This window comes from Lactobacillus paragasseri, assembly GCF_003584685.1.
GTDB classification, from domain to species: Bacteria; Bacillota; Bacilli; order Lactobacillales; family Lactobacillaceae; genus Lactobacillus; species Lactobacillus paragasseri.
Window position 1 is genome coordinate 1,770,674 of record NZ_AP018549.1, and the last position, 20,976, is coordinate 1,791,649.

The window sequence follows — 20,976 nt, forward strand, 5'->3', positions numbered from 1 at the left end:
TCTCACCTACTTTCCTGCATTATTTTCTTCTTGGAACTTAGCGATTGAGTGATAAAGCTCATTAGTCTTCATTAGCTCCTCATGAGTTCCAATTGCTTGAATGGTACCATGATTCATAACAATAATCCGATCAGCGTCTTTAATTGAAACAACTCTTTGCGAAATAATAATCTTAGTCGTTGTTGGCATATCTTTAGCCAAAGATTCACGAATTTCACGTTCAGTTGTTGTATCAACTGCGGAAGTTGAATCATCTAGAATTAGAATTTCCGGATTCTTTAACAATGCACGTGCAATCGTAATTCTTTGTTTTTGACCACCAGAAACATTATTTCCGCCTTGTTCAATCATAGTATTATAGCCATCTGGCATTTCACGAATAAAGCCATCAGCATGTGCAATTTTAGCAGCAGCTACGACTTCTTCGTGCGTTGCATTTTCATTTCCCCATTTTAAGTTTTCTTCAACAGTTCCACTGAACAAAACATTCTTTTGTAAAACCATTGCAACTTTATCACGAAGAGCCTTTAGTTCATATGACTTAACATTATGTCCAGCCACTCTAACTGCACCAGATGTTACATCATAAAGACGCGGAATCATGGAAACTAAAGTCGATTTTGATGAACCAGTTTCACCAATAATACCAATTGTTTCACCTGGCGTAATATGTAAATTAATATCTTCTAAAGCATAATGCTTTTCATCTGGCGAGTATTTAAAGTTAACATGATCAAAAACAATATCACCGTTTGTCACATCTTTAAGTGGTTTACGTGGGTTTTCAATCGCTGACTTTTCAGTTAAAACAGCTGCAATACGTTTACCACTAGCTTCTGAAATAACCAATTGCGTAGTAATCATAGCTAGGATGTTTAAACTAAATAAAACAGAGTTTGAATATGAAAACATTGAAACTAATTGTCCAGTTTGCAAGCTTCCACCAACAATTTCTTTAGCACCAAACCAGCAGATTGCCAAAGTCGAAATATTAAGAACTGCCATTACAACTAACGCATTAAGTGACATGATTTTCTGCGCAGTTGAGAAAAGCTTATAGATAAAACCTGAAGATTTTTCAAATTTTTCAATTTGAGCTTCTTCTTGAACGTAAGTCTTTACTTCACGAATTCCACGAATATTTTCACGAACATCTTGATTCATTACATCGTATCCTTTAAAAATACGTGGAAAGTAAGGATATGCACTTTTAATAATTAATGCCAAAATTAAAACAAAGATTGGAGCAATTACCACAAAGATTAAAGATAGTCTTGGACTAATTATGACTGACATAATAATTGAAAAAATTAGCATCAGCGGTGCACGAACGGCAATTCTGATTAGCATTTGATAAGCGTTTTGTACATTAGTTACGTCTGTAGTAAGTCGCGTTACCAAACTAGCGCTAGAAAATTTATCAATATTGCTGAAAGAAAAATCTTGAATATGATAAAACATATCTTTTCTTAAATTAGCTGCAAAGCCGGCTGCTGCATGTGCAGAAACGTAACTGGCAGCTGCACCTAAAGATAAGGAAATTAAAGTTAATACGAAAAGGATTAGGCCCCATTTATTGATGTATCCCATATTTCCTTTCATAATTCCCTTATCAATTAAAATACCAACCAAGTACGGGATCAGCATTTCAATTAAAGCTTCACCTGCAACTAGGACTGGGGAAGTCAATGACAATTTTTTATATTGCCGAATTGACTTACGTAACACATTAACCATATAAAACCCCCGTTCTTTTAACTTAAAAAAGATAAAAATAAATAGACGCCTCGCGCCGTCTATTCATTCCTCTAACAAACACATTATTTGCTATCTTTATTTATACTGTAGACTACTTTAATTAAATAGTCACGCTTTAACTTCTGCGATTTCTTCTACGTGCTGCAATCTCATTTTCACGTTTAATTTGCAGTGGATCGACAACGTGATACTTTTGACGGAACCATCTGCGGACAAAGAAAGCGATAACTGCTAGCACAATGTAAACCCATGGATTAAGAACTGGGTTAATCACACGTAAGAATGGCATTGAAGTAATTGTAATCCACACCATAACTATTCCGACTAGGAAGATTCCTATTAAGACTACCTTCCACGTCGATGGTCGTTTGCTCTTTTCTCTGGTTACTAAATCGTTATAATATGCCATCAAAATACCAAACAAGATGGTAACAGAAGCAACAGTTAAAATTCCCATCTGTTGCACACCATTTTGTTGTTTAGAGTTCATATTAAACAATTGTACTACGCCAAAGAACCCTGCAAAGATCACAAAGTAAAGTAAGCCATTATCTACTGCATGCATCCAGAACTTATTCTTGGGTGCTTCTTTTTTTGGATTAGCAATTTCAATTGCTTTTTCTCTTGGAGCTTTTTGGTACAAGCTGGATGCTGGAATACCTTTACGTTGTGCAACAATAATTTCTGGCAAGATTTGATCAATTGCAGGTTCTACTTGATCCATAGTGTAGTTTTGATCTTCTGCCAGAAATTTTTCCAAACGAAAGACATAATCTTGATTTTTATTACTTAACTTCTTTCGTAATTCTTTTGGCGGCATCTTCTTAATCTCTTCTTCACGAGAATTTTGTTCATGTGCCTTTTTTAATTTCTCTTGTTTTACGTTACCTACTGTTGAGTTTTTAGCTGCTTCAGTATTTTCACTCTTGTTTTGATCTTTTGGATCCATTCAAAAAACTCCTAAACATTAAATCTAAATTCAATAATATCACCGTCTTGAACTACGTAATCTTTTCCTTCAAGACGAAGCTTTCCTGCTTCCTTAACTTTTTGCATGGTTTCAAGTTTGTCTAAGTCATCAAATGAAACAACTTCTGCTCGAATAAATCCACGTTCAAAGTCTGAGTGAATAACACCAGCAACTTGTGGTGCTTTCATCCCTTCATGGAAAGTCCAAGCACGAGTTTCAGGACCACCAGCAGTAAAGAAAGTACGAAGTCCTAAAATATGATAAGCAGCCTTGATTAAACGATCAAGACCAGATTCTTCAACGCCTTCCATTTCAAGAAATTCTTTTCTTTCATCTTCATCCATTGAAGCAATTTCTTCTTCAGTAGCAGCACTGATACCTAAAGCTTCAGCATTTTCACTTTCAGCATGCTTTTTGACAATTTGGTAATACTTATCACTTTCAGGATCAGCCATTGAGCTTTCAGCAATATTAGCAACATAAATAACTGGTTTAGAAGTAAGTAAAAATAGCCCCTTTACAATCTTTTGTTCATCTTCATTAAAATCAATTGAACGGGCAGCCTTTCCTTCTTCAAGAACAGGTTTTAACTTGTTCAAAACAGCCATTTCAGCCTTAGCTTCTTTATCACCTTGTTGTGCAACTTTTTGAACTTTTCCAATTCGACGGTTAACTGCATCTAAGTCCGCAATCGCCAATTCAAGATTAATTGTGTTGATATCTTCTTCAGGATCAACTTTACCAGTAACTGAAGTGATATTGTCATCATCAAAAGCTCTTACTACATGAACAATTGCATCCGTTTGGCGAATGTTTTCAAGGAATTTATTTCCAAGTCCTTCACCTTTAGATGCGCCCTTTACTAAACCAGCAATATCAGTAAATTCAAAAGTGGTATGAACAATCTTTTTAGCTGGAATTAATTCTTGAATGCGAGCTAGACGACTATCTGGAACTTCAACCATCCCCACATTTGGTTCAATAGTAGCAAATGGATAGTTTGCCATTTCAGCACCAGCCTTAGTAATCGCGTTAAACAAAGTAGATTTACCAACATTTGGCAATCCAACAATACCTGCAGTTAATGACATTATATTTCTCCTCTTAATTGGTTTTATTCAAAGTGTGGTACAGCAATGTTTTCCTTTGGAACATAATATTCTTCTTTTAAGTTAACTGGATCATTTGCTGAATGCAGCACCTTTTTTAATTTTTTATTGAATTCTGCTCGAGGCATCATAATTAAATGACCGCACCCTAAGCATTTAATGCGAATGTCTGCACCCATCCGCAAGATTTCCCACTTGTTTTCACCACATGCATGTGGTTTCTTCATCTGCACTACATCGCCCAAATGATACATGAAAAATCACTCCTAATTAATTATTTATCTAAATTTATCCCTAGTAAATCTAAAATTCGATTTAATTCATCAGTCGAAGCAAAATCAATCGCTAAATGACCATTTCCCTTTTTGCTTTCTGTAATGTTTACGCTAGTTCCAAATTTATCAGTTAATTGAGATTCGCTAGCTCTGATAAAAGCAGACTTTTTAATAGCCTTCTTCTTAGGCTTCTTTTCTTTTTCATTTAACTTAGCCACTAATGACTCTAATTGACGAACAGTAATTCCGTTCTTAACCACTTTTTTAGCTAAGTCATCGATTCCATCCTTATCTTTTAAGCCAAGCAGTGTTCTTGCTTGCCCCATTGATAATTCTCCTCTTTGAAGAAGACGTTTAGTCTTTTGCGGCAAGGTAAGTAAACGAAGATAGTTTGCAATATATGGACGAGACTTTCCTAATCTTTTTGAAACTTCTGCTTGAGTTAAGCCTAAGTTTTTTTGAAGCATCTCATAAGCTTGAGCTTCTTCTAATGGTGTTAAGTCTTCACGTTGCAAGTTTTCTAGAACTGCAACTTCCATCATTTGAGCTTCATCAAATTTACGAATAATTGCTGGAATGGTCTTTTTCTTAGCTAATTTAGAGGCACGAAAACGACGCTCACCTGCAATAATTTCATAGCCGTTAACCGATTTGCGAATAATAATTGGTTGAAAGACACCATTTTCTTTAATTGATTCAGACAACTCTTTTAGACTCTTGTTATCAAAGGTCTTTCTTGGTTGGTAGGGATTAGGCCTAATTTCATCTAAAGGAATTTCTGTAATTTCTTCAGTTTCTTGCACTTGTGGGCTTTCATCAAATAAGGCTTCTAACCCACGTCCTAACCCACGCTTTTTTGGTTCTTTAGAGTTTCTTACCATGAGCTTTCAACACCTCTTTTGCTAAGGAATCATACACTTGTGAACCCCGAGATTTTGGAGCATATTCTGTAATTGGCTTACCATAACTTGGTGCTTCAGCCAATTTGGTAATTCTCGGAATAATTGTCTTATACACTTTTTTATTAAAGTAAGATTGAACTTCCTTAACAACTTCAGCGCCCAAATTCGTTCTTGCATCTAACATAGTTAGTAGAACGCCTTCTACGCCCAAGTTTTTATTAAAGTGCTTTTGAACTAAACGAATCGTATTTAATAATTGGCTTAGCCCTTCCATTGCATAGTATTCGCTTTGTACTGGAATTAAGATAGAATCTGAAGCAGTGAAGGCATTAATTGAAAGTTGCCCCAAAGATGGTGGACAGTCAATCAAGATAAAGTCATACTCATGACTAACCTCATCAATTCCTTGTTTCAATCTAGTTTCACGTGCCATCATTGATGTTAATTCCATCTCAGCACCAGCTAATTGAATTGTAGCAGGAACTGCATCTAGATTTTTAGTTTCAGTATGATGAATTGTCTCAGACAGGGGAATTTCATCAATTAAAACATTATAGATATCCTTATCTACAGTTGATTTTTCAATACCTAAACCAGACGTTGCATTTCCTTGAGGATCAATATCAACAATTAAAACCTTATAACCATGATTTGCAATGCTGGCACCTAAATTAATTGTCGTCGTTGTTTTACCGACGCCACCTTTTTGATTAGCAACCGAAATAATTTGAACCATATTTACCCCTTTGCTTACTTTTTAAGCAATTCAATAGTAATCTTGTAGGAATCTCCCTTTTTATCTTCTTTATACTTCACAGTCATTCCCGAATCTTTTGCCATTTTAATTGCTTTTTTAATGGTATTAATTTGTACTTTAAAGTCATTAGCTGTTCGAACTTGAACTTTTTTCTTAGGCTTCTTCTCTTTTTCAGGCTTATTCTCTTCAAGCTCTTCTTCTTTGGCCTGCTTCTGTGCTTCAAGGTAGCCGTCAAGATCTTTTACCATCTCTTCAGTTTCTTTTACAGTTAGACCATTTTTAATAATTTCACTGACAGCCGTATCTTGGTCTTCTTCATTTAAAGCTAAAAGTGCACGACCATGACGTTGCGAAATCTTCTTATCAATTAAAAAACCTTGTACCTTAGGAGTTAATTTTAGCAATCTAATCTTATTAGCAATATATGATTGGGTCTTTCCCATTTGCTCTGCTAATTCAGTTTGAGTTAAGTTATTAACTTTCATCAATTGAACATAAGCTTGTGCTTCGTCAATTGGATTTAAGTTCTCACGCTGCAAGTTTTCAACTAATGCCAAAGAAGCGGCTTTCTCATCGTCCATATTCTCAACAATAGCTGGAATTTTAGCCCACTTCAGTGATTGAGCTGCACGAAAGCGTCGCTCACCTGCAATAATTTCGTATTCACCTTCAGGGCCATCAGCTGGCTTACGTAAAATAATAGGTTGAAGTAGTCCTTGTTCTTTCAAAGTAGCCGCTAATTCTTCAATTGATTCATCGCTAAAAGTATGGCGTGGCTGATAGCGGTTAGGCATAATTTTATCTAGTTCAATTTCTTGAACTTGCTTACTTTCAGGAATCTTTTTTTGACGATTGCCAAATAATGAAAATGCCATAATCTAAATCCTCCAATTAAATTTAAAGTGGTTTTCTATTCGGTGTGCCAGCCTGACGTGGATACTTCTTTGGCGTAGCTTTTACTTTTTTAACAACAATCAAGGTGCGTTCATCATCCGTATCAGGAAGCGTCAATTCTTTCACTTCTTTAACGCTTCCACCTAATACTTCAATTGCATTTTTAGCTTCTGCTAACTCATCCTGTGCTTTAGGTCCTTTAAGGGCAACTAAATATCCATCAACCTTAGCTAAAGGTAGACAATACTCGCTCAAAACACTCATTCTTGCCACTGCACGTCCAGTAACCAAATCAAATTTTTCTCGTAAATTTTTATTTTGTCCAGCATCCTCTGCACGACTATGAACTAGAGTAACTTTATCTAAACTTAAATCACTTACAAGTTCATCTAAAAACTTTAATCGTTTACCTAAAGAATCAACGATGGTAATGCTTAAGTCTGGGCACAAAATTTTAATTGGTAAAGATGGAAATCCCGCTCCAGCACCTACATCACATAAACTCTTCTCACCTTTAAATAAGTCTGAAAATTCTAAAAGAGGTGTAATGCTATCAAAGAAATGTTTTAAGTAAACTTCGTTTTTATCAGTAATTCTAGTAAGATTGACCTTTTTATTAAATTCAATTAATTTGTTATAGTATGTCGCAAACTGTTCTTTTTGCTTACTACTAAGCTTAAAGCCGTAATTTGCGAGTTCTTCTGCAAAAATTTCTGGATTCATTTTTCACCCGTGAAACCTAGTTTCACACTCCTAATTTACCGCAATTAAAGTCGGTTAACAATACTATCATCATCATAAACTAACGTATTTAATTATGTAGTATTTTTTAAGAATCGTCAAAAAACAACTAAGTCTGAAAAAATATGTATTTAAATCAATATCTATAGGCTATAATGATTAGCAAAAGGGGTTAAATTCATGATTGTTACGCTTATTGTGATTCTTTATCTTGGCTACCAAACCTACAAAGGATACCAGCTGGGATTTGCTCAACGTGTTATTAATATGATTTTTGGGGCAATTGTCTTTGCTGCTGCAATTTTAGGTCAAAATAGCCTAGGAAATTGGTTCTACCAACAATTCTCAGGTAATCTAGTTCCAACAACTGGTAATGTTAGTCTGGAATTAATCGGTTACCGTTTCTTAGCTTTCTTCGTAATTTGGTTTATCGGAAAGATGATTCTAAAAATATTCAAAGGCTGGCTCCCTAAACGAGATCGTACTAATAAAGGGCTAAGTAATCTGTTAGACAATGTCCTCGGAGCAATTGTTTCATTTATTGCAGCTTACTTCTTAATTTACGTTGCCTTATCTATGTGCCAAGCTTTTCAAAATCCTTGGTTCATCCAGCAAACAGTCGATTCACCAATTTTACGAGTGATTATTTACAACACTCCAGGTTTATCTAACGGGGTCTTTAAGACAATCTTTGGTATTAGTCGAACTGTAGGTTAATATTTCACAAAAAAAGATTCGGAAATTTCCGAATCTTTTTTTATACGCCGATTCTTTCAATTGAATCATCATCGTACACAAATATTGCACCATAGCGACCGGCTTTATCATTTTTCCATCCAGGAATAGATCCACCAGCAAAAAATAGTCGTTTACATTCAATCTCTGCTTGAACCGAATCCCTAGTAAATAATGTAACCCCTGCCACATGAGTCTGAACTGGATATTCAGTCTTAGGGTCAATAATGTGGTGGTATTTTTTTCCATTAATTTCTAAAAAGCGTTCATATGTCCCACTAGTTACAGCTGAGCATTCGTGAACTGTCGCAGTTGTAAGGTTATCTCCACGCTTCTTTTTCGGATCTTGAACACCTAAAATCCATTCGCCACTTGCCCTTTTTGGAGAACTATTTACGAATAAAACATTGCCGCCTAAATTGATAATCCCAGCTCGTACATCGTATGCACGCCAAAGGTCTCTAATTCTATCTGCAATATAGCCTTTAGCAATACCTCCTAAATCAAGTTCCATCCCTTTTTTAGTTAGGAAGACAGTCTGGTTAGCATCATCTAAAACAACATCATCAGGATTAGTTAAGCCCATCTTCGCTTTAATCTGTGCATCAGTAGGAACATGTGCGCCTTTAAAGCCAATATGCCAGAGTTTTACAACTGGTCCAATAAGCGCATTAAAGCCAAAATTTTGCTTACTTTCATAAACTGCTAATTTAATTAAGTTATATGTACTTGCCGAAACTTGAACAGGATGAAGACCTGCGGCATGATTAATATCCATCACTTCAGAATGATCACGATTTACAGTTAAGCGATCCTCATATCCCGCAATTAAATCAAAGCTCTGATCTAGGATTTTTTCGTTTTGATCGCCATAGATCTGTAAAGTAATAACAGTACCTAAACCACGACCAACTTTTGAAATTGGAGTTGAAGCATAGTTCTCTATCATTTTGATGCCTTCTTTGGCTCTAAATATAATTCTCTTAGGCTTTGAATCAATTCATCATCAATCTTCAAAACATTCTTAATATAGTTATCAAGACCAGCATATTTTTCATCAATTAATAAAAGAGCTGTATCTAAGTATTCATTTGCAACACTTGCTAAACTTCTAACGTTGGCACGTAAAACCACACCGCCGCCTTCATCAATTATCTTTTGATTCATCATAGCCTGATATCTTCCGAGCATTAAGTTTGAAAATAGATAATCTTGTCTGATAGTTTCCATATCAACGCCTAAAAGATACAAAATTAAAACTGTAGCTAGACCAGTACGATCTTTTCCTTCAGAACAATGAAAAATAATTGCACCATCTTTAGTGTTAGCAAAAATATTCAGCAAACTTCTAAATGCCTTTTGTGAGTATTCTTGGCTAACGGAAGAATAATATTGATGACACATCGTTTTAAAACCAGCATATTGATCTTTAGTATAGGTCTTCTTTAATTGCGCTATCTTTTGATCCGTTTCTGCACTTTGATTGCCATGAATTGGATTATCAATATGTTCTATTCCCGCTGGTATAACATCAGGAGTAATTTTGATTTCTTTAGGTGAACGTAAATCAATAATTTTAGTTAAGCCATAATTAAGTAAAAAAGTTTCATCTTCTTTGGTCATTTGACATAATTTACCAGTTCTAAGAAGACGGTGCATTTTAATTTTACGGCCATCAAAACCTACATAGCCTCCCAAATCACGTGCATTAGGCACATGCTCTAGTGGTAAAACGTTGGGCCTAATCATTTTGTAATCCCTACTTTTCTAATTTTTTAAAAACAACTTTTTGTCCTGGCTCAATATGTGAAAGCAAACTACACTCATTAGCACAAACCTTACCAACTATTCTTACTTCTTTATCAGCTGGTAAGTTACGCTTAGCAATATGGACTTCATCGCTGTTTAAGCCATTACTATTAATACTAATAGTTCCAGCTGGACGGTCTAAAGGCAACTCTTGAGCTTCAAGTTGGGGCAATTTTCCTTCACAATGTAGTCTAACGATATCTTGAGCGAGATACAAATAATTATGCCACTGATTTTCTTCAAGAAGTGAACTTTCTTCATCTATTACATGAAGTGTAATTGCATGTTCTTTAGTATAACGCGCGAAAGACTTGATTGTTTCGCTAGTTAGACGATCACCTACAATAACATTGCTGCAAGCTAAGCCTTTCAAGTTAAGAGCAGCAGCTAAGGGGTAAACACCTCGTTGAGATTCAAGCGTAGTCTCTCCAGCAAAAAATGGACCTCTCTTAACGCCATCTCCTGAAATAAAAGCTGCCGTTTCTAAATTACATTTACGTAGCCATTGATTTTTCTTCTTAAACCAATTTTCATCCATTCCAGTTTCTGATTGAGAATAAAAATCAAATAAAGCCCTAATATGATCAAAGTTAGCTGCTTCTTCTTTTAAATGGGTAATATCTTCTGGCTGCAAATAAATTGCATTTAAAGATACCCACATAGATTTAGATAATTTAGATACAAACCGCATCAATACTTGATCATTAATTCTTAAGCCTGCAACATTGAGTGTCTTTAATTTTTCTACATCAGCTAAATCATAGCCTAAATAATGTAAATCATCTTGCGACACATCAGCCATGACCTTTAATTCTAGATCCTTGCACCAACTAGTTAACTGATTTAATCGCTTTAAAATTGTCTCTGCTTTGTCATTTAATCCGGTCAACGAAGTAAATACCTCGTTAAAACCAGCGTTTCTCATTCCCAGCAAATAATTATGGTCATCCGCTGTTAAATCTTTATCCAAGTAAACTGAAAAACCGAGCATCTCAATCTCTCTTTTCTAAGCTTTGTGAAAATGCTTTCTTTCATTAAAATGATAAACTTTAATGACAAAAAAAGCTAGATAGAAAATATCCATCTAGTTCTTTTTCACAATGCAAAAATAAGACTTTACTTATTTTTTAGCTTGTTCAACAAATTTGACAAAATTGTTGAATGCCAAGTCAATCGCATGGATTGTTTCTTGGTCTAATAGATCCCCAGTATTTTTATCAAATTTATCTGCAGCATGCCCAATTAAAACTTCATTTCCTGGCAAAACATTAGCACTTTGATCAGGTGAAAGTAAAATTTCACGCATTTCTTCTTGTGCTCTTGAAGCTCCTTGAATACCATAAGATGCACCCAAAACCATAACTGGCTTCATTTTCATCACATCTGCATTTCCTTGAGCGTGGCTACCAGTCCATTCCATTGCGCTCTTCAATGAAGACGGGATTCCGTGGTCATATTCTGGTGTAGCAAAAATCACACCATCGGCTTCACGAATTTTATTTTTAAATTCTTCAACCTTGCTATCTGGTTGTGCTTCTTTCTTGAAACGAGGTAGGTCAGCAATTTCATATACTTCAATTTCAGCTTGATCTTGATAACGTTTAGCCATAAATTGTTCCAAAAATCTGTTATATGAAAAATCTGCATTCGTACCAACAATTGCTAATAATTTCATGTTCTACCTCCCTACTTGCAGTTACCTACTTCAGAATAGAAAACGTCGAATTCATCAAAGAAATGGTCTAAAAACTTAACAGTTCCATCTGGTAAATCACCATTTTCATCAAATTGTTCTGGAGCAGTTCCCATCATAAATTCATCTCCATTAAACACTTTAGCGCTAAAACCTGGAGAAGAAAGTACCATCTTTAAATGACTTTGTCCACGAGCAGAACCTTGTGGCAAAACTGAGGTCCCTACAATAACCACTGGTTTATCCTTAAACGGATGCTCAGCTGATGAAAGCCATTCTAAAGCACTCTTTAAAGATGAAGGAACTGAGTGTTGTTGCTCTGGCGTAGAGATTAAGACTGCATCAGCTTCAGTTACTTTCTTAGCAAAACTAGCCACTTCAGCAGGTTCTTCGACTCCCTCCTTAAACATTGGAAGATCTCTAACTTCTCCTAATTCAATGTCATATCTACCAGTAAAATGCTTTTTAATAAATTTTAGCAAATCACGATTATAAGAATGATCTGCATTGCTACCCACAATTGCAAAGAGCTTCATTTCTACGTCACCTTTCTCTTAACTATCTTTCCCTTAAATTATACGTTTTAACTTTATAATTTTGAAAGCTATATTTTAATTTTAACAAAAAAACACCACTTTCACTTGAAAGCGGTGTTTAATTAATTCATAAAATTAGCCTAGACGTTCTTCAAGAGAAGCATCGGTGTCTGCAGCAAATAATGGATTTTCTTCCACATTAGTAAGACGGTCATTTAGCATCGCATCATGGATTTGCGCCTTCAAAACGCTAACCATTTGCGCTTGCGTAAAGTTTGCCATCTTGTTAATGAGTAAAGTTGCTAATCCAGTAGCAGCAATCCAGTTGGCAATGACAATATGCTTGAGTCTTTCATCAGAATATTGTTCTGCATCAAATTGTTGCTTGAATTTTTCGATTCCAAGTCCCATCAAAGTATCAACAATCATTTGATTGCCAAACTTACCATCTACAAACATTGCTCTAAATAAATCAACATGTTCTTTTGCAAAGTACAAGTATGAAAGATCTAAATCAATCAATGGTTCACCTGTAAAGTTCTGTTGAAGAGTGTTAGACTTCAATTCATCAGAAATTCTTGCTAGAACTTGATTACGTAAATCCTGCATATTTTCAAATTCAAGATAAATTGGTTGGGTTGAGCAGTTAACTGCCTTTGCAATATTTCTTGCAGTTAAACTTTCAATTCCACCACGAACTGCTAATTTATAAGCAGCATCGAGAATTCTTTGCTTGTCTATTTCTTTTTTTCTAGCCACTTTAATTACCTCACTTAATTATATTATCAACATCAACACATAGAGATCATCTAAAAATAGCAGAAATTGTCTAACATCTGTTATTTTCTCCGTGACTATATTATAACAAAAAAATGAAAATGTGGAGAATTTTATCTCAATTTCTATAATCTTTTAAATAAACTCGAATCATCATCCCCAGTAAATTGATCATAATGGGAATTGACCATTTCAATAACTTGTTGTTTATCTAGGCCTTCATTTGCAGCAAATGCAAAAAATGCGGCTGAAAGAATATATCCTTTTTCACGATTATCAACTAAATTGTCAGAAAATTCCATATTAATGGTATTATCTTTGTAATCAGTTGTAAGAATAATTTTTTTATCTTCTGGTAATTCTGCCATTTTAATGCCCTCACTTATTTTTAAGTTTTATACGTTATACAATATAGATTATATTATATCAATAGAAAGTGTGAAACCTATGACATCTCCTGTTGGACGTTCTTCTTGTACATCGATTTTAATTGGTAAAAAAGCCACTGTTGATGGCAGTGTAATTATTGGCCGTAATGAAGATGCAAAAACCGCCTGGCCAAAGCATCTTGCGTTTAACCAACATCAAATAAAGAAAAATAACATTTTTAAATCAAAAGATAATAAATTTCAAATAACACTACCTAATGAATGTTTTTCTTATTCCTCTACTCCTGAATGGACAGATAAATATGGTGTATTCGAAGAGGACGGAATCAATGAATATCACGTTGCAATGAGTGCTACAGAAAGTGCTTATGCTAATGACCGTGTCATGGCTGTTGATCCCTTCGATGAAGAAAAAGGCATCCTAGAAGAAGCAATGATAACGGTTGTTCTACCTTTCATTAGGTCTGCTCGAGAAGGAGTAGAACGCTTAGGTAAAATCATCCAAAAACATGGAGCTGCCGAAGCAGACGGGATTTTATTCGCAGATAGAGATGAAGCCTGGTATATGGAGATTGGTTCTGGTCATCATTATGTTGCTCAGCGTATTCCCGACGATTCTTATGCCGTAGTAGCTAATCAATTAGCAATTCAAGTAATTGATTTTAATGATAAAAAGAATTTCATTACCTCTCCTGGCATTCAAGATTTCGTTTATCAAAATAATCTCTGGCCAAAGAATAAACCATTTAATTTTAGATTAATTTTTGGTACACATGATGATTCAGACTTAACTTACAATACGCCTCGTGTTTGGAGTGGGCAAAAACTTCTAACTCCATCTGTAGAGCAAAATCCCGAAAGTTTTGACTTGCCATTTATTAGAAAACCCGATCATCCTGTGTCAATTCAAGAAGCACAACGTGTCTTAAGCGACCACTTCAATGGTACAAAATATGATTTAACTAATTCTAAAAATGAGGGTCAGCCTGCTTATCGCCCAATCGCGGTAGCTACTACTCAAGAATCACATTTACTACAACTTAGAGATAATGATATGGTTCATTGGCTAGCAATGGGAATAGCTGCTCAAAGCGTTTATATTCCTTTCTATCCTCAAGGAACTAAAGTACCTACGATGTTTAAATATGGCAAAGAAGAATTTACAACTAATTCTGCCTACTGGGTATTTAAAATGGTTAGCGTCTTAGTTGATCGAAATTGGAGTAAATATGCGACTGATTTAGTTAATACACAAAAAGCAACTAATCTAACTTTGAATAAATTACGAGTTGAATACGACAAAAAATTAGCTCAAGAAAAAGATAATGCTAAAAAAATTGATCTAGTCAATGAAGCAAACAAAAAACTAGCTGATGTTGCTATTAAGAACTATCAAAAATTAATTGCAAAACTTATCACTGCTCAAACGGCAGATTCTCCATTGAGATTTAGGATTGATCCTAATTTGTAATACGTTCATAAAAAATACGCAGACACTTTATTGGTGTCTGCGTATTTTTTTATTTATCTAAATAATCTTTAGGAATTTTATCTCCAAAAGATAGCAACTTTTGATACCAAAAGTAGGAGTCCTTTAAGTAACGTCGATAGCTTCCATTTCCTAAATCATCCAAATCAACATAAATCAAGCCATATCGCTTGGACATTTGGGTAGTTGATGCTGAAATCATATCCGTCATTCCCCACATACAATATCCCATCAACTCTATCCCATCATTTTCTAAAGAAATTAGCATTTGCCTAATATGCTTACGCAAATAATCAATTCGATAATCATCATGAACTTTTCCACTTTTAGTCAAACTATCTTTTGCGCCTAATCCATTTTCTACAATAAATAAAGGTTTTTGATAGCGGTCATATAAATTAATTAATATGATTCTTAATCCCACTGGATCAATCTGCCAACCCCAATCACTAGTCGGTAAATATTTATTATAAACTCCCTCAGTTCTATTTGCTTTCGTAATTTTTAAGCCAGTAGTATCAAAAGCAGTACAAATAGAAGAGTAATAGGAAAATGCCACAAAGTCTGCCGTATTATCTCTAATTACTTTTAGTTCTTTTTCCGTTATCTTCACATTAAGTTTTTTGAGTTTTGATAATAAATTTAACGGATAGTTACCACGAATTTGAATATCGCTAAAATTATAACTTTCTCGCATTACTTGTACACTTTTTAGGCTATTTCGAGGATCGCTATTGTAAGGATAAACCATCGTGCTAGTAATCATCGAGCCAACCAATAGATCAGTATAGTTCTCATGAATATATTTTGTAATTAACGCAGCTGCAACGAATTGATTATGCATTGCTTGGTATATAACTTTTTCAAAATTTTTATTTGGAAATCTATCTTTAACTAACCCCGCTGAAGAAAACGGATGACGTAAAATACTATCAATTTCGTTAATAGGAATCCAATATTTCACTTTTTTATGAAAATGATCTACAACAATTTTCGCAAATCTCATAAAATAATCTCTGACTTTTGGATCATACCAAGCATCATAATTTAAAACTAAATTTAATGGCATTTCATAATGTGACAGCGTAATAATTGGCTCAATATTATATTTATGTAGCTCATCAAATAAATTGTCATAAAATTTTAGACCTTTTTCATTAGGTTCAGGATCATCACCATTTGAAAAAATTCTACTCCATGCAATTGAAGTTCTAAAGGTATTAATTCCAGTAGCAGCAAGTTTTTTTATATCTTCAGGGTATGTATGATAAAAATCGACCCCGTGTCTCTTTCCCCAGCCATCGCTTTTCTTGTCTTTAATAGCTTTTTGAATCTCAGAGCTGGTTATATCATTTGCAACTTTATAACCTGCCTTAGCTTTTTTAGGATCATAACGTTCACAATCAGCAATTGAAAGTCCTTTGCCATCTTCATTCCAAGCACCCTCTACTTGATTAGCTGCTGTCGCAACGCCCCACCTAAAGTCTTGAGGAACATGATAATATTTCATACTATTTTCTCCTAAGCTAATACAATGACATTGCTACTCGTTGTAACATCTTTTTTCTCATCCTTTTTATTTACAACTGGCAATACTTCTAAGAAATCTTTACTATTCAACACAATCATCATAACTGTTGGATCATAGCCGGCTTTTTTAATTTTATCAATATCAAAATCAACTAATTCCTGTCCAGCTTTTACATGGTCCCCCTTTTTTACTAATTGTTTAAATCCATCACCATTCATTTGAACAGTATCAATACCAATATGAATTAAAACATCTGCATCATTGTCTAAATGTAATCCAATTGCATGCCCAGTATCAAAAGTAGCTGTAACTACCCCATCATCAGGTGCGTATATTTTACCTTCACTAGGAACAATTGCAATTCCTTTACCCATTACTCCACTAGCAAAAGTTTCGTCATTAACCTCACTAAGTGGTTCAACAGTTCCCTTTACAGGGCTCTTTAAATCATGCTTTTCATGAGTTTGTTCAAATTTTTCTTTTTGCTTATTTTTTTCTGACTTTTCGTCTACAGGATCATCAAATCCGATTGCCCAAGTAGCTATAAATGTAGCTACACTAGCAACAATAATTACAATAATAGCTTGAATGACAAAATTTTCAGTTTTAGAAACCCACATTGGCAAACTTAAAAATGCAGGAGTTACGTAAATAAAGGCTTTAATCTTCATAAAACTTGCAACAACACCAGCAATTGCACCACCAATCATTGCACCATACATAGGTTTCTTTAATGGTAAGTTAACACCAAACAATGCTGGTTCTGTAATTCCGCCTAAATAAGCAGTAGCACTTGATGACAATGCTAAACTCTTTAATTCTTTGTTCTTACTCTTCATACCGACAACCAATGAAGCAGCTGCTTGAGACATATTTGAACATAATGCGACTACACGAATAATTGGATCGAATCCTTGAGTAGCTACTAATTGAATACTAATTGGACTTAAAGCTTTGTGAATACCGATTGAAACAAGCCATGGATATGCAGCTGCTAAGATCGGAATAGCCACAATACCTGCATTGTGGAATAGCCACATAGAAATAAATCCAATTCCTTCTGAAATCATGTTAGAAATTGGCCCAATTACTAGGAAGATTAGTGGAGCCGTAATTAACATTGTTAACATTGGCACCATAAAAATCTTAACCATGTTAGGAGTATATTTCTTAACATACTTGTAAATGTAAGACATAATCCAAACAGAAATAATCGCAGTAATTAAAGTAGAAGAGTACTTTATCAACTGTACCGGCATCCCTAAGAACTCCACTGGCTTTTTAGCTGCAACCATTGCTGTCCAAATTGGGTGCTCAGTTACTAAGCCCATAAAAGCGCCCAAATACTGATCAGTATTGAATACTTTAGCGGCAGAAAATCCAATAAAGGCTGGCATAAAGAAATATCCAGTATCAAAAATTAAATTCAAAATTTGATATGTCTGACTTTTATCTGACAGTAGGCCACTAATTGTTAAAATCAGGAGTAAAACTTTACCCATACCAGCACCAGCAAGTAATGGAATAGCTGGCGCAATGGATCCTGTAATAACACTGATTACAGTGTCGAAAATATTTTTCTTTTCTTTAGGCGTAGACTTATAATTATCGTCATTTTCAATATTAATCATTTTAACCAAATCGTTGTAAACATCTTCTACGGTGCTTCCAATAACTAATTGATATTGTCCAGCCTTTTTTACAACTTGCAGAACGCCCGGAATTCTTGCAGCGGCTGCATCATCTGCTTTACTTTCGTCTTTCAAAACAAATCGTAATCTTGTTGCACAGTGGACAACTGATTGAATATTATCTTCTCCACCAACAGCGGCTATGATTTGTTTGTTCATCTTTTCATAACTCATTTTTCTTCTCCGTGTACGATCTTGTTAATATGTATAGCTAAATACATAATTTCTTCATTGTTTAATTCATAATTGTATTTTTCCGAAATATACTCTTTTATCTTCAAAGCACATTTATAAGCTTCAATATCACTATTTTTTATTACATTTAAAATTTCTCTACTTAAGTCTCCAAAGCTTGATTGATCTTTTTTATACATCATTGCCTTCCAGAAGAACTTCAAATGAACGGCAAAACGATTATAATTTAAGGATTGATAGTCAATATCAATATGAAAATAGTATCTAACAATCTTAGTAATTGACTTTATAAAATCAACAGATTTACTAAAGTCACTGATATCATTCCCAAGCTCTCCACTAATGATATGTACCGCAATAAAACCTGCTTCATCTTCTGGAAAATTCAAATCAAATTGCGCATCTAACAACTTTAAAGCCCATAAACCATATCTGTATTCTTTTGGATAGTAATTTTTAACTTCCCAAATAAATTTATTACTTAAATACAAACCCTTTTTCGCTCTTTCTACACTTGTAGCAAGGTGATCTGTCAAAGTAATATATACACTATCAGCTAATTCGATATTCTCTTCATGTTTCAATCTATCCACAATTTTTTGTGAAATTTGAAAGAAAATAGGATCTGTTTCATGAATTGTCTCTAGCAATAACTTTCTTTGACTATCAGACAATGGCGTAAAAATTTTATATATCTTCCGCTTATCAAACTCATCCCCAACTTTTTTACCATAAGCAATACCTTTACCAAGAGCTATAATTTCTTCATGATCTTGGTTTTCACTAATCACAGCGCTATTGTTTAAAATTCTAGTTATCTTCATCTTGCCTCCTTTAAAGCAACAAAAAAGCCCACTTAGCCCTTTATCAACAGGGTTAAGTGGGTTTTGTGCAAAAAGTTGCTACAATCTCACTACATTCACTTTTCGCATATTATGTTACCGCTTTCTTGAATATAGTTCAAGATGAATTTTATCCTTTTTTCAAACTTAAACGTCCATCTAACATTTCATAGATTTTATCAGAATACTTATTAAGCCTTAAATCATGGGTAACTAAAATAATTGCCTTTTCTTTTTGTTTAGCTAGGCTTTTAAATAATTTTCCTACTTCTTCAACTTTTTCACTATCTAACGAAGCTGTAGGCTCATCAGCTAAAATAATTGCTGGATCTGCATATAGAGCTCTTGCGATTGCAACTCTCTGCTGCTGACCACCAGATAATTCTTTAGGATATTTATTTATTAATTGCATAATTCCTAATTCATTTAATAAATTATCCAATCTGTCTTTACTCATATTGCCACTTTTTTTAACTTTATCTACTAAAATAAATTGCTCTTTAACAGTCAAATATGGCACCAAATTATAAGCTTGAAGTACAAAGCCTATTTTATCTAATCTTAAGGCATCAGCTTGTTTAGGCGAATAATTCGTTACATCTTTTCCACCAATAAAAACTTCACCAGAAGTAGGTTTCTGAAGGGCTCCCGCAATCGTTAAAAAAGTACTCTTACCAGCTCCGGAAGGACCTTCAATTAGAACAACTTCTCCCTCTTTAGCTTCAAAGTTCACATCTTTAAGAGCGTCGACCTTAGCATTTCCTTGGCCGTATGATTTACTGATATTTTTTAATTCAATTACTGACATATAGAACTTTTCCTTCCTTAAACAGCCTTTGAAGGGTCAACTTTAAGAATTGATTTAATTGGAATCAAACCACCGATTATTCCCATTAAAATCATCCCAGCAAAAGTCGAAATCATAATCCATGGTGCAAAATTAATTGGCACAGTAGCCGGCATCACGCTAACTGTAATGAGCATCAGAATATATGCTAAAACCGTACCTAAAATCACCAAAATAAGCGATTGACTTAACGTTGCGCCAATTAAAGTCTTGCTTGGAATTCCTTGTGCTCTTAAAACCGCATAATTTGGCATCTTTTGCATCGTTAAAATATATAAAAATACCGCAATAATAATTAATGAAATTACGAACAAGAAACCAATCATTAATTCAAAAGTTGAATTTTGAGCAGTATAGCCGGGCAACTTATTAATAAAAGTTTGCTTGTCATAAGATTTAACATTCTTAGCTTTGAAATCTAGGTTCTTTTTAGAAATAATCCCAGAAGCTTCAACATTTGGGGCCATTGGACGTAATTTTCTCCAAGTTGCCATCGTACCATAAGCAATTGGAGCGATATTAATTTTGGCATTTTTTAAGAAACCAACAATTTTATACTTTTGATCACTTCCATTTAAGGTAACTTTATCACCCAGACGATAACCGCGATCCCACATAATTTGATCAACAGCTATTTCATTGTTATGTCTAGCTTTTCGACCAGAAACAAGTTCTAAATCTTTATATATGTATTCGTCTTTCTTTAAACCGACAAATTGAGCAGAAATCGTCTGATGTTCCTTCTCTTTAACCACAATAGGTACTAAGCCAACGAAGCTATCATTACTGGTCTTTTTAAAGTCTTTCAAATCTGCCTTAGTAAGAAGTGACTGACTCAAACTTACATTAGCATTGTCATTCAATACAACTGATTTTGTTTGCCAACTGTTAACTGCCTGCGTATTTTGCGAAGCTAAACCAACTGCTAGCGATGAAAGCATAAAAATTAAATATGAAATTAAAAAAATCATCAAAGTAATTAAGCCATAACGCAATTTTTCGTATTTTATTTCTTTTAAAGCTAAAAACATTTTTG

The 20,976-nt window shown here is 34.4% G+C and carries 22 protein-coding genes; 2 read left to right on the forward strand and 20 right to left on the reverse strand.

Features of this window, described 5'->3' with window-relative positions; translation table 11 throughout:
• Positions 1 to 6: 6 nt before the first annotated feature.
• From LpgJCM5343_RS08625 to rsmG, 8 genes are all read right to left on the reverse strand, one after another.
• Positions 7 to 1,737 (reverse strand): ABC transporter ATP-binding protein, encoded by a 1,731-nt coding sequence (locus LpgJCM5343_RS08625; RefSeq protein ID WP_049161094.1) that lies wholly within the window; start codon positions 1,735 to 1,737, stop codon positions 7 to 9.
• A 136-nt stretch (positions 1,738 to 1,873) separates the two neighbouring features.
• The gene (locus tag LpgJCM5343_RS08630) at positions 1,874 to 2,707 is read right to left on the reverse strand and encodes a DUF1129 domain-containing protein (protein ID WP_020807083.1); all 834 of its coding nucleotides are present in this window, start codon (positions 2,705 to 2,707) and stop codon (positions 1,874 to 1,876) included.
• 11 nt (positions 2,708 to 2,718) lie between these two features.
• Complete coding sequence (gene ychF / locus LpgJCM5343_RS08635; RefSeq protein ID WP_003649946.1) at positions 2,719 to 3,819, reverse strand: redox-regulated ATPase YchF; 1,101 nt, start codon at positions 3,817 to 3,819, stop codon at positions 2,719 to 2,721.
• Between the two features lie 23 nt (positions 3,820 to 3,842).
• Positions 3,843 to 4,091, reverse strand: coding sequence for a DUF951 domain-containing protein (locus tag LpgJCM5343_RS08640; protein WP_003649945.1), 249 nt, complete (start codon positions 4,089 to 4,091; stop codon positions 3,843 to 3,845).
• Between the two features lie 20 nt (positions 4,092 to 4,111).
• Positions 4,112 to 4,993 carry a ParB/RepB/Spo0J family partition protein gene (locus LpgJCM5343_RS08645; protein WP_113532471.1) on the reverse strand — a complete coding sequence of 294 codons (882 nt, stop codon included), beginning with the start codon at positions 4,991 to 4,993 and terminating at the stop codon, positions 4,112 to 4,114.
• Positions 4,977 to 5,750 carry a ParA family protein gene (locus tag LpgJCM5343_RS08650; RefSeq protein ID WP_003649943.1) on the reverse strand — a complete coding sequence of 258 codons (774 nt, stop codon included), beginning with the start codon at positions 5,748 to 5,750 and terminating at the stop codon, positions 4,977 to 4,979. Before LpgJCM5343_RS08650 ends, LpgJCM5343_RS08645 begins: the two co-directional genes overlap by 17 nt.
• Positions 5,751 to 5,764: 14 nt before the next feature.
• The gene (gene noc, locus LpgJCM5343_RS08655) at positions 5,765 to 6,646 is read right to left on the reverse strand and encodes a nucleoid occlusion protein (protein WP_003652133.1); all 882 of its coding nucleotides are present in this window, start codon (positions 6,644 to 6,646) and stop codon (positions 5,765 to 5,767) included.
• 22 nt (positions 6,647 to 6,668) lie between these two features.
• Positions 6,669 to 7,388, reverse strand: a complete 720-nt coding sequence (gene rsmG / locus LpgJCM5343_RS08660; RefSeq protein ID WP_020807087.1) for a 16S rRNA (guanine(527)-N(7))-methyltransferase RsmG — start codon at positions 7,386 to 7,388, stop codon at positions 6,669 to 6,671.
• Between the two features lie 198 nt (positions 7,389 to 7,586).
• On the opposite strand from rsmG, the gene LpgJCM5343_RS08665 reads away from it, so the two are divergent.
• Entirely contained in the window at positions 7,587 to 8,123 is a 537-nt protein-coding gene (locus LpgJCM5343_RS08665; protein ID WP_101891061.1) for a CvpA family protein, read from the forward strand.
• A gap of 40 nt (positions 8,124 to 8,163) precedes the next feature.
• Here LpgJCM5343_RS08665 and LpgJCM5343_RS08670 read toward each other — a convergent pair whose 3' ends face one another.
• From LpgJCM5343_RS08670 to LpgJCM5343_RS08700, 7 genes are all read right to left on the reverse strand, one after another.
• Entirely contained in the window at positions 8,164 to 9,090 is a 927-nt protein-coding gene (locus tag LpgJCM5343_RS08670; RefSeq protein WP_101891062.1) for an FAD:protein FMN transferase, read from the reverse strand.
• On the reverse strand, positions 9,087 to 9,890 hold the full coding sequence (locus tag LpgJCM5343_RS08675; protein WP_101891063.1) for a tyrosine-protein phosphatase: 804 nt from the start codon (positions 9,888 to 9,890) through the stop codon (positions 9,087 to 9,089). The genes LpgJCM5343_RS08670 and LpgJCM5343_RS08675 overlap by 4 nt, the downstream gene beginning before the upstream one ends.
• Before the next feature lie 10 nt (positions 9,891 to 9,900).
• Positions 9,901 to 10,941 (reverse strand): MupG family TIM beta-alpha barrel fold protein, encoded by a 1,041-nt coding sequence (locus LpgJCM5343_RS08680; protein WP_101891064.1) that lies wholly within the window; start codon positions 10,939 to 10,941, stop codon positions 9,901 to 9,903.
• A 129-nt stretch (positions 10,942 to 11,070) separates the two neighbouring features.
• Complete coding sequence (gene nfr2, locus LpgJCM5343_RS08685; RefSeq protein ID WP_003649936.1) at positions 11,071 to 11,625, reverse strand: NADH-dependent flavin reductase subunit 2; 555 nt, start codon at positions 11,623 to 11,625, stop codon at positions 11,071 to 11,073.
• Between the two features lie 11 nt (positions 11,626 to 11,636).
• Entirely contained in the window at positions 11,637 to 12,179 is a 543-nt protein-coding gene (locus LpgJCM5343_RS08690; protein ID WP_003652143.1) for an NADPH-dependent FMN reductase, read from the reverse strand.
• A 135-nt stretch (positions 12,180 to 12,314) separates the two neighbouring features.
• Complete coding sequence (locus LpgJCM5343_RS08695) at positions 12,315 to 12,938, reverse strand: TetR/AcrR family transcriptional regulator (RefSeq protein ID WP_003649934.1); 624 nt, start codon at positions 12,936 to 12,938, stop codon at positions 12,315 to 12,317.
• Positions 12,939 to 13,081: 143 nt separating this feature from the next.
• The gene (locus tag LpgJCM5343_RS08700; RefSeq protein WP_011678984.1) at positions 13,082 to 13,324 is read right to left on the reverse strand and encodes a hypothetical protein; all 243 of its coding nucleotides are present in this window, start codon (positions 13,322 to 13,324) and stop codon (positions 13,082 to 13,084) included.
• A gap of 79 nt (positions 13,325 to 13,403) precedes the next feature.
• On the opposite strand from LpgJCM5343_RS08700, the gene LpgJCM5343_RS08705 reads away from it, so the two are divergent.
• Positions 13,404 to 14,816, forward strand: coding sequence for a C69 family dipeptidase (locus LpgJCM5343_RS08705; protein WP_101891065.1), 1,413 nt, complete (start codon positions 13,404 to 13,406; stop codon positions 14,814 to 14,816).
• Between the two features lie 49 nt (positions 14,817 to 14,865).
• Here LpgJCM5343_RS08705 and LpgJCM5343_RS08710 read toward each other — a convergent pair whose 3' ends face one another.
• The 5 genes from LpgJCM5343_RS08710 to LpgJCM5343_RS08730 form a co-directional block, all read right to left on the reverse strand.
• Positions 14,866 to 16,344 carry a glycoside hydrolase family 1 protein gene (locus LpgJCM5343_RS08710; protein ID WP_101891066.1) on the reverse strand — a complete coding sequence of 493 codons (1,479 nt, stop codon included), beginning with the start codon at positions 16,342 to 16,344 and terminating at the stop codon, positions 14,866 to 14,868.
• Positions 16,345 to 16,355: 11 nt separating this feature from the next.
• A complete protein-coding gene (locus tag LpgJCM5343_RS08715) occupies positions 16,356 to 18,230 on the reverse strand; it encodes a PTS beta-glucoside transporter subunit IIBCA (protein WP_101891067.1) in 1,875 nt (624 codons plus the stop codon).
• Positions 18,227 to 19,075 carry a PRD domain-containing protein gene (locus LpgJCM5343_RS08720; protein ID WP_003652150.1) on the reverse strand — a complete coding sequence of 283 codons (849 nt, stop codon included), beginning with the start codon at positions 19,073 to 19,075 and terminating at the stop codon, positions 18,227 to 18,229. Before LpgJCM5343_RS08720 ends, LpgJCM5343_RS08715 begins: the two co-directional genes overlap by 4 nt.
• 148 nt (positions 19,076 to 19,223) lie before the next feature.
• A complete protein-coding gene (locus LpgJCM5343_RS08725; protein ID WP_049161104.1) occupies positions 19,224 to 19,901 on the reverse strand; it encodes an ABC transporter ATP-binding protein in 678 nt (225 codons plus the stop codon).
• 17 nt (positions 19,902 to 19,918) lie between these two features.
• Positions 19,919 to 20,971 carry an ABC transporter permease gene (locus tag LpgJCM5343_RS08730; protein WP_101891068.1) on the reverse strand — a complete coding sequence of 351 codons (1,053 nt, stop codon included), beginning with the start codon at positions 20,969 to 20,971 and terminating at the stop codon, positions 19,919 to 19,921.
• Positions 20,972 to 20,976 lie beyond the last annotated feature (5 nt).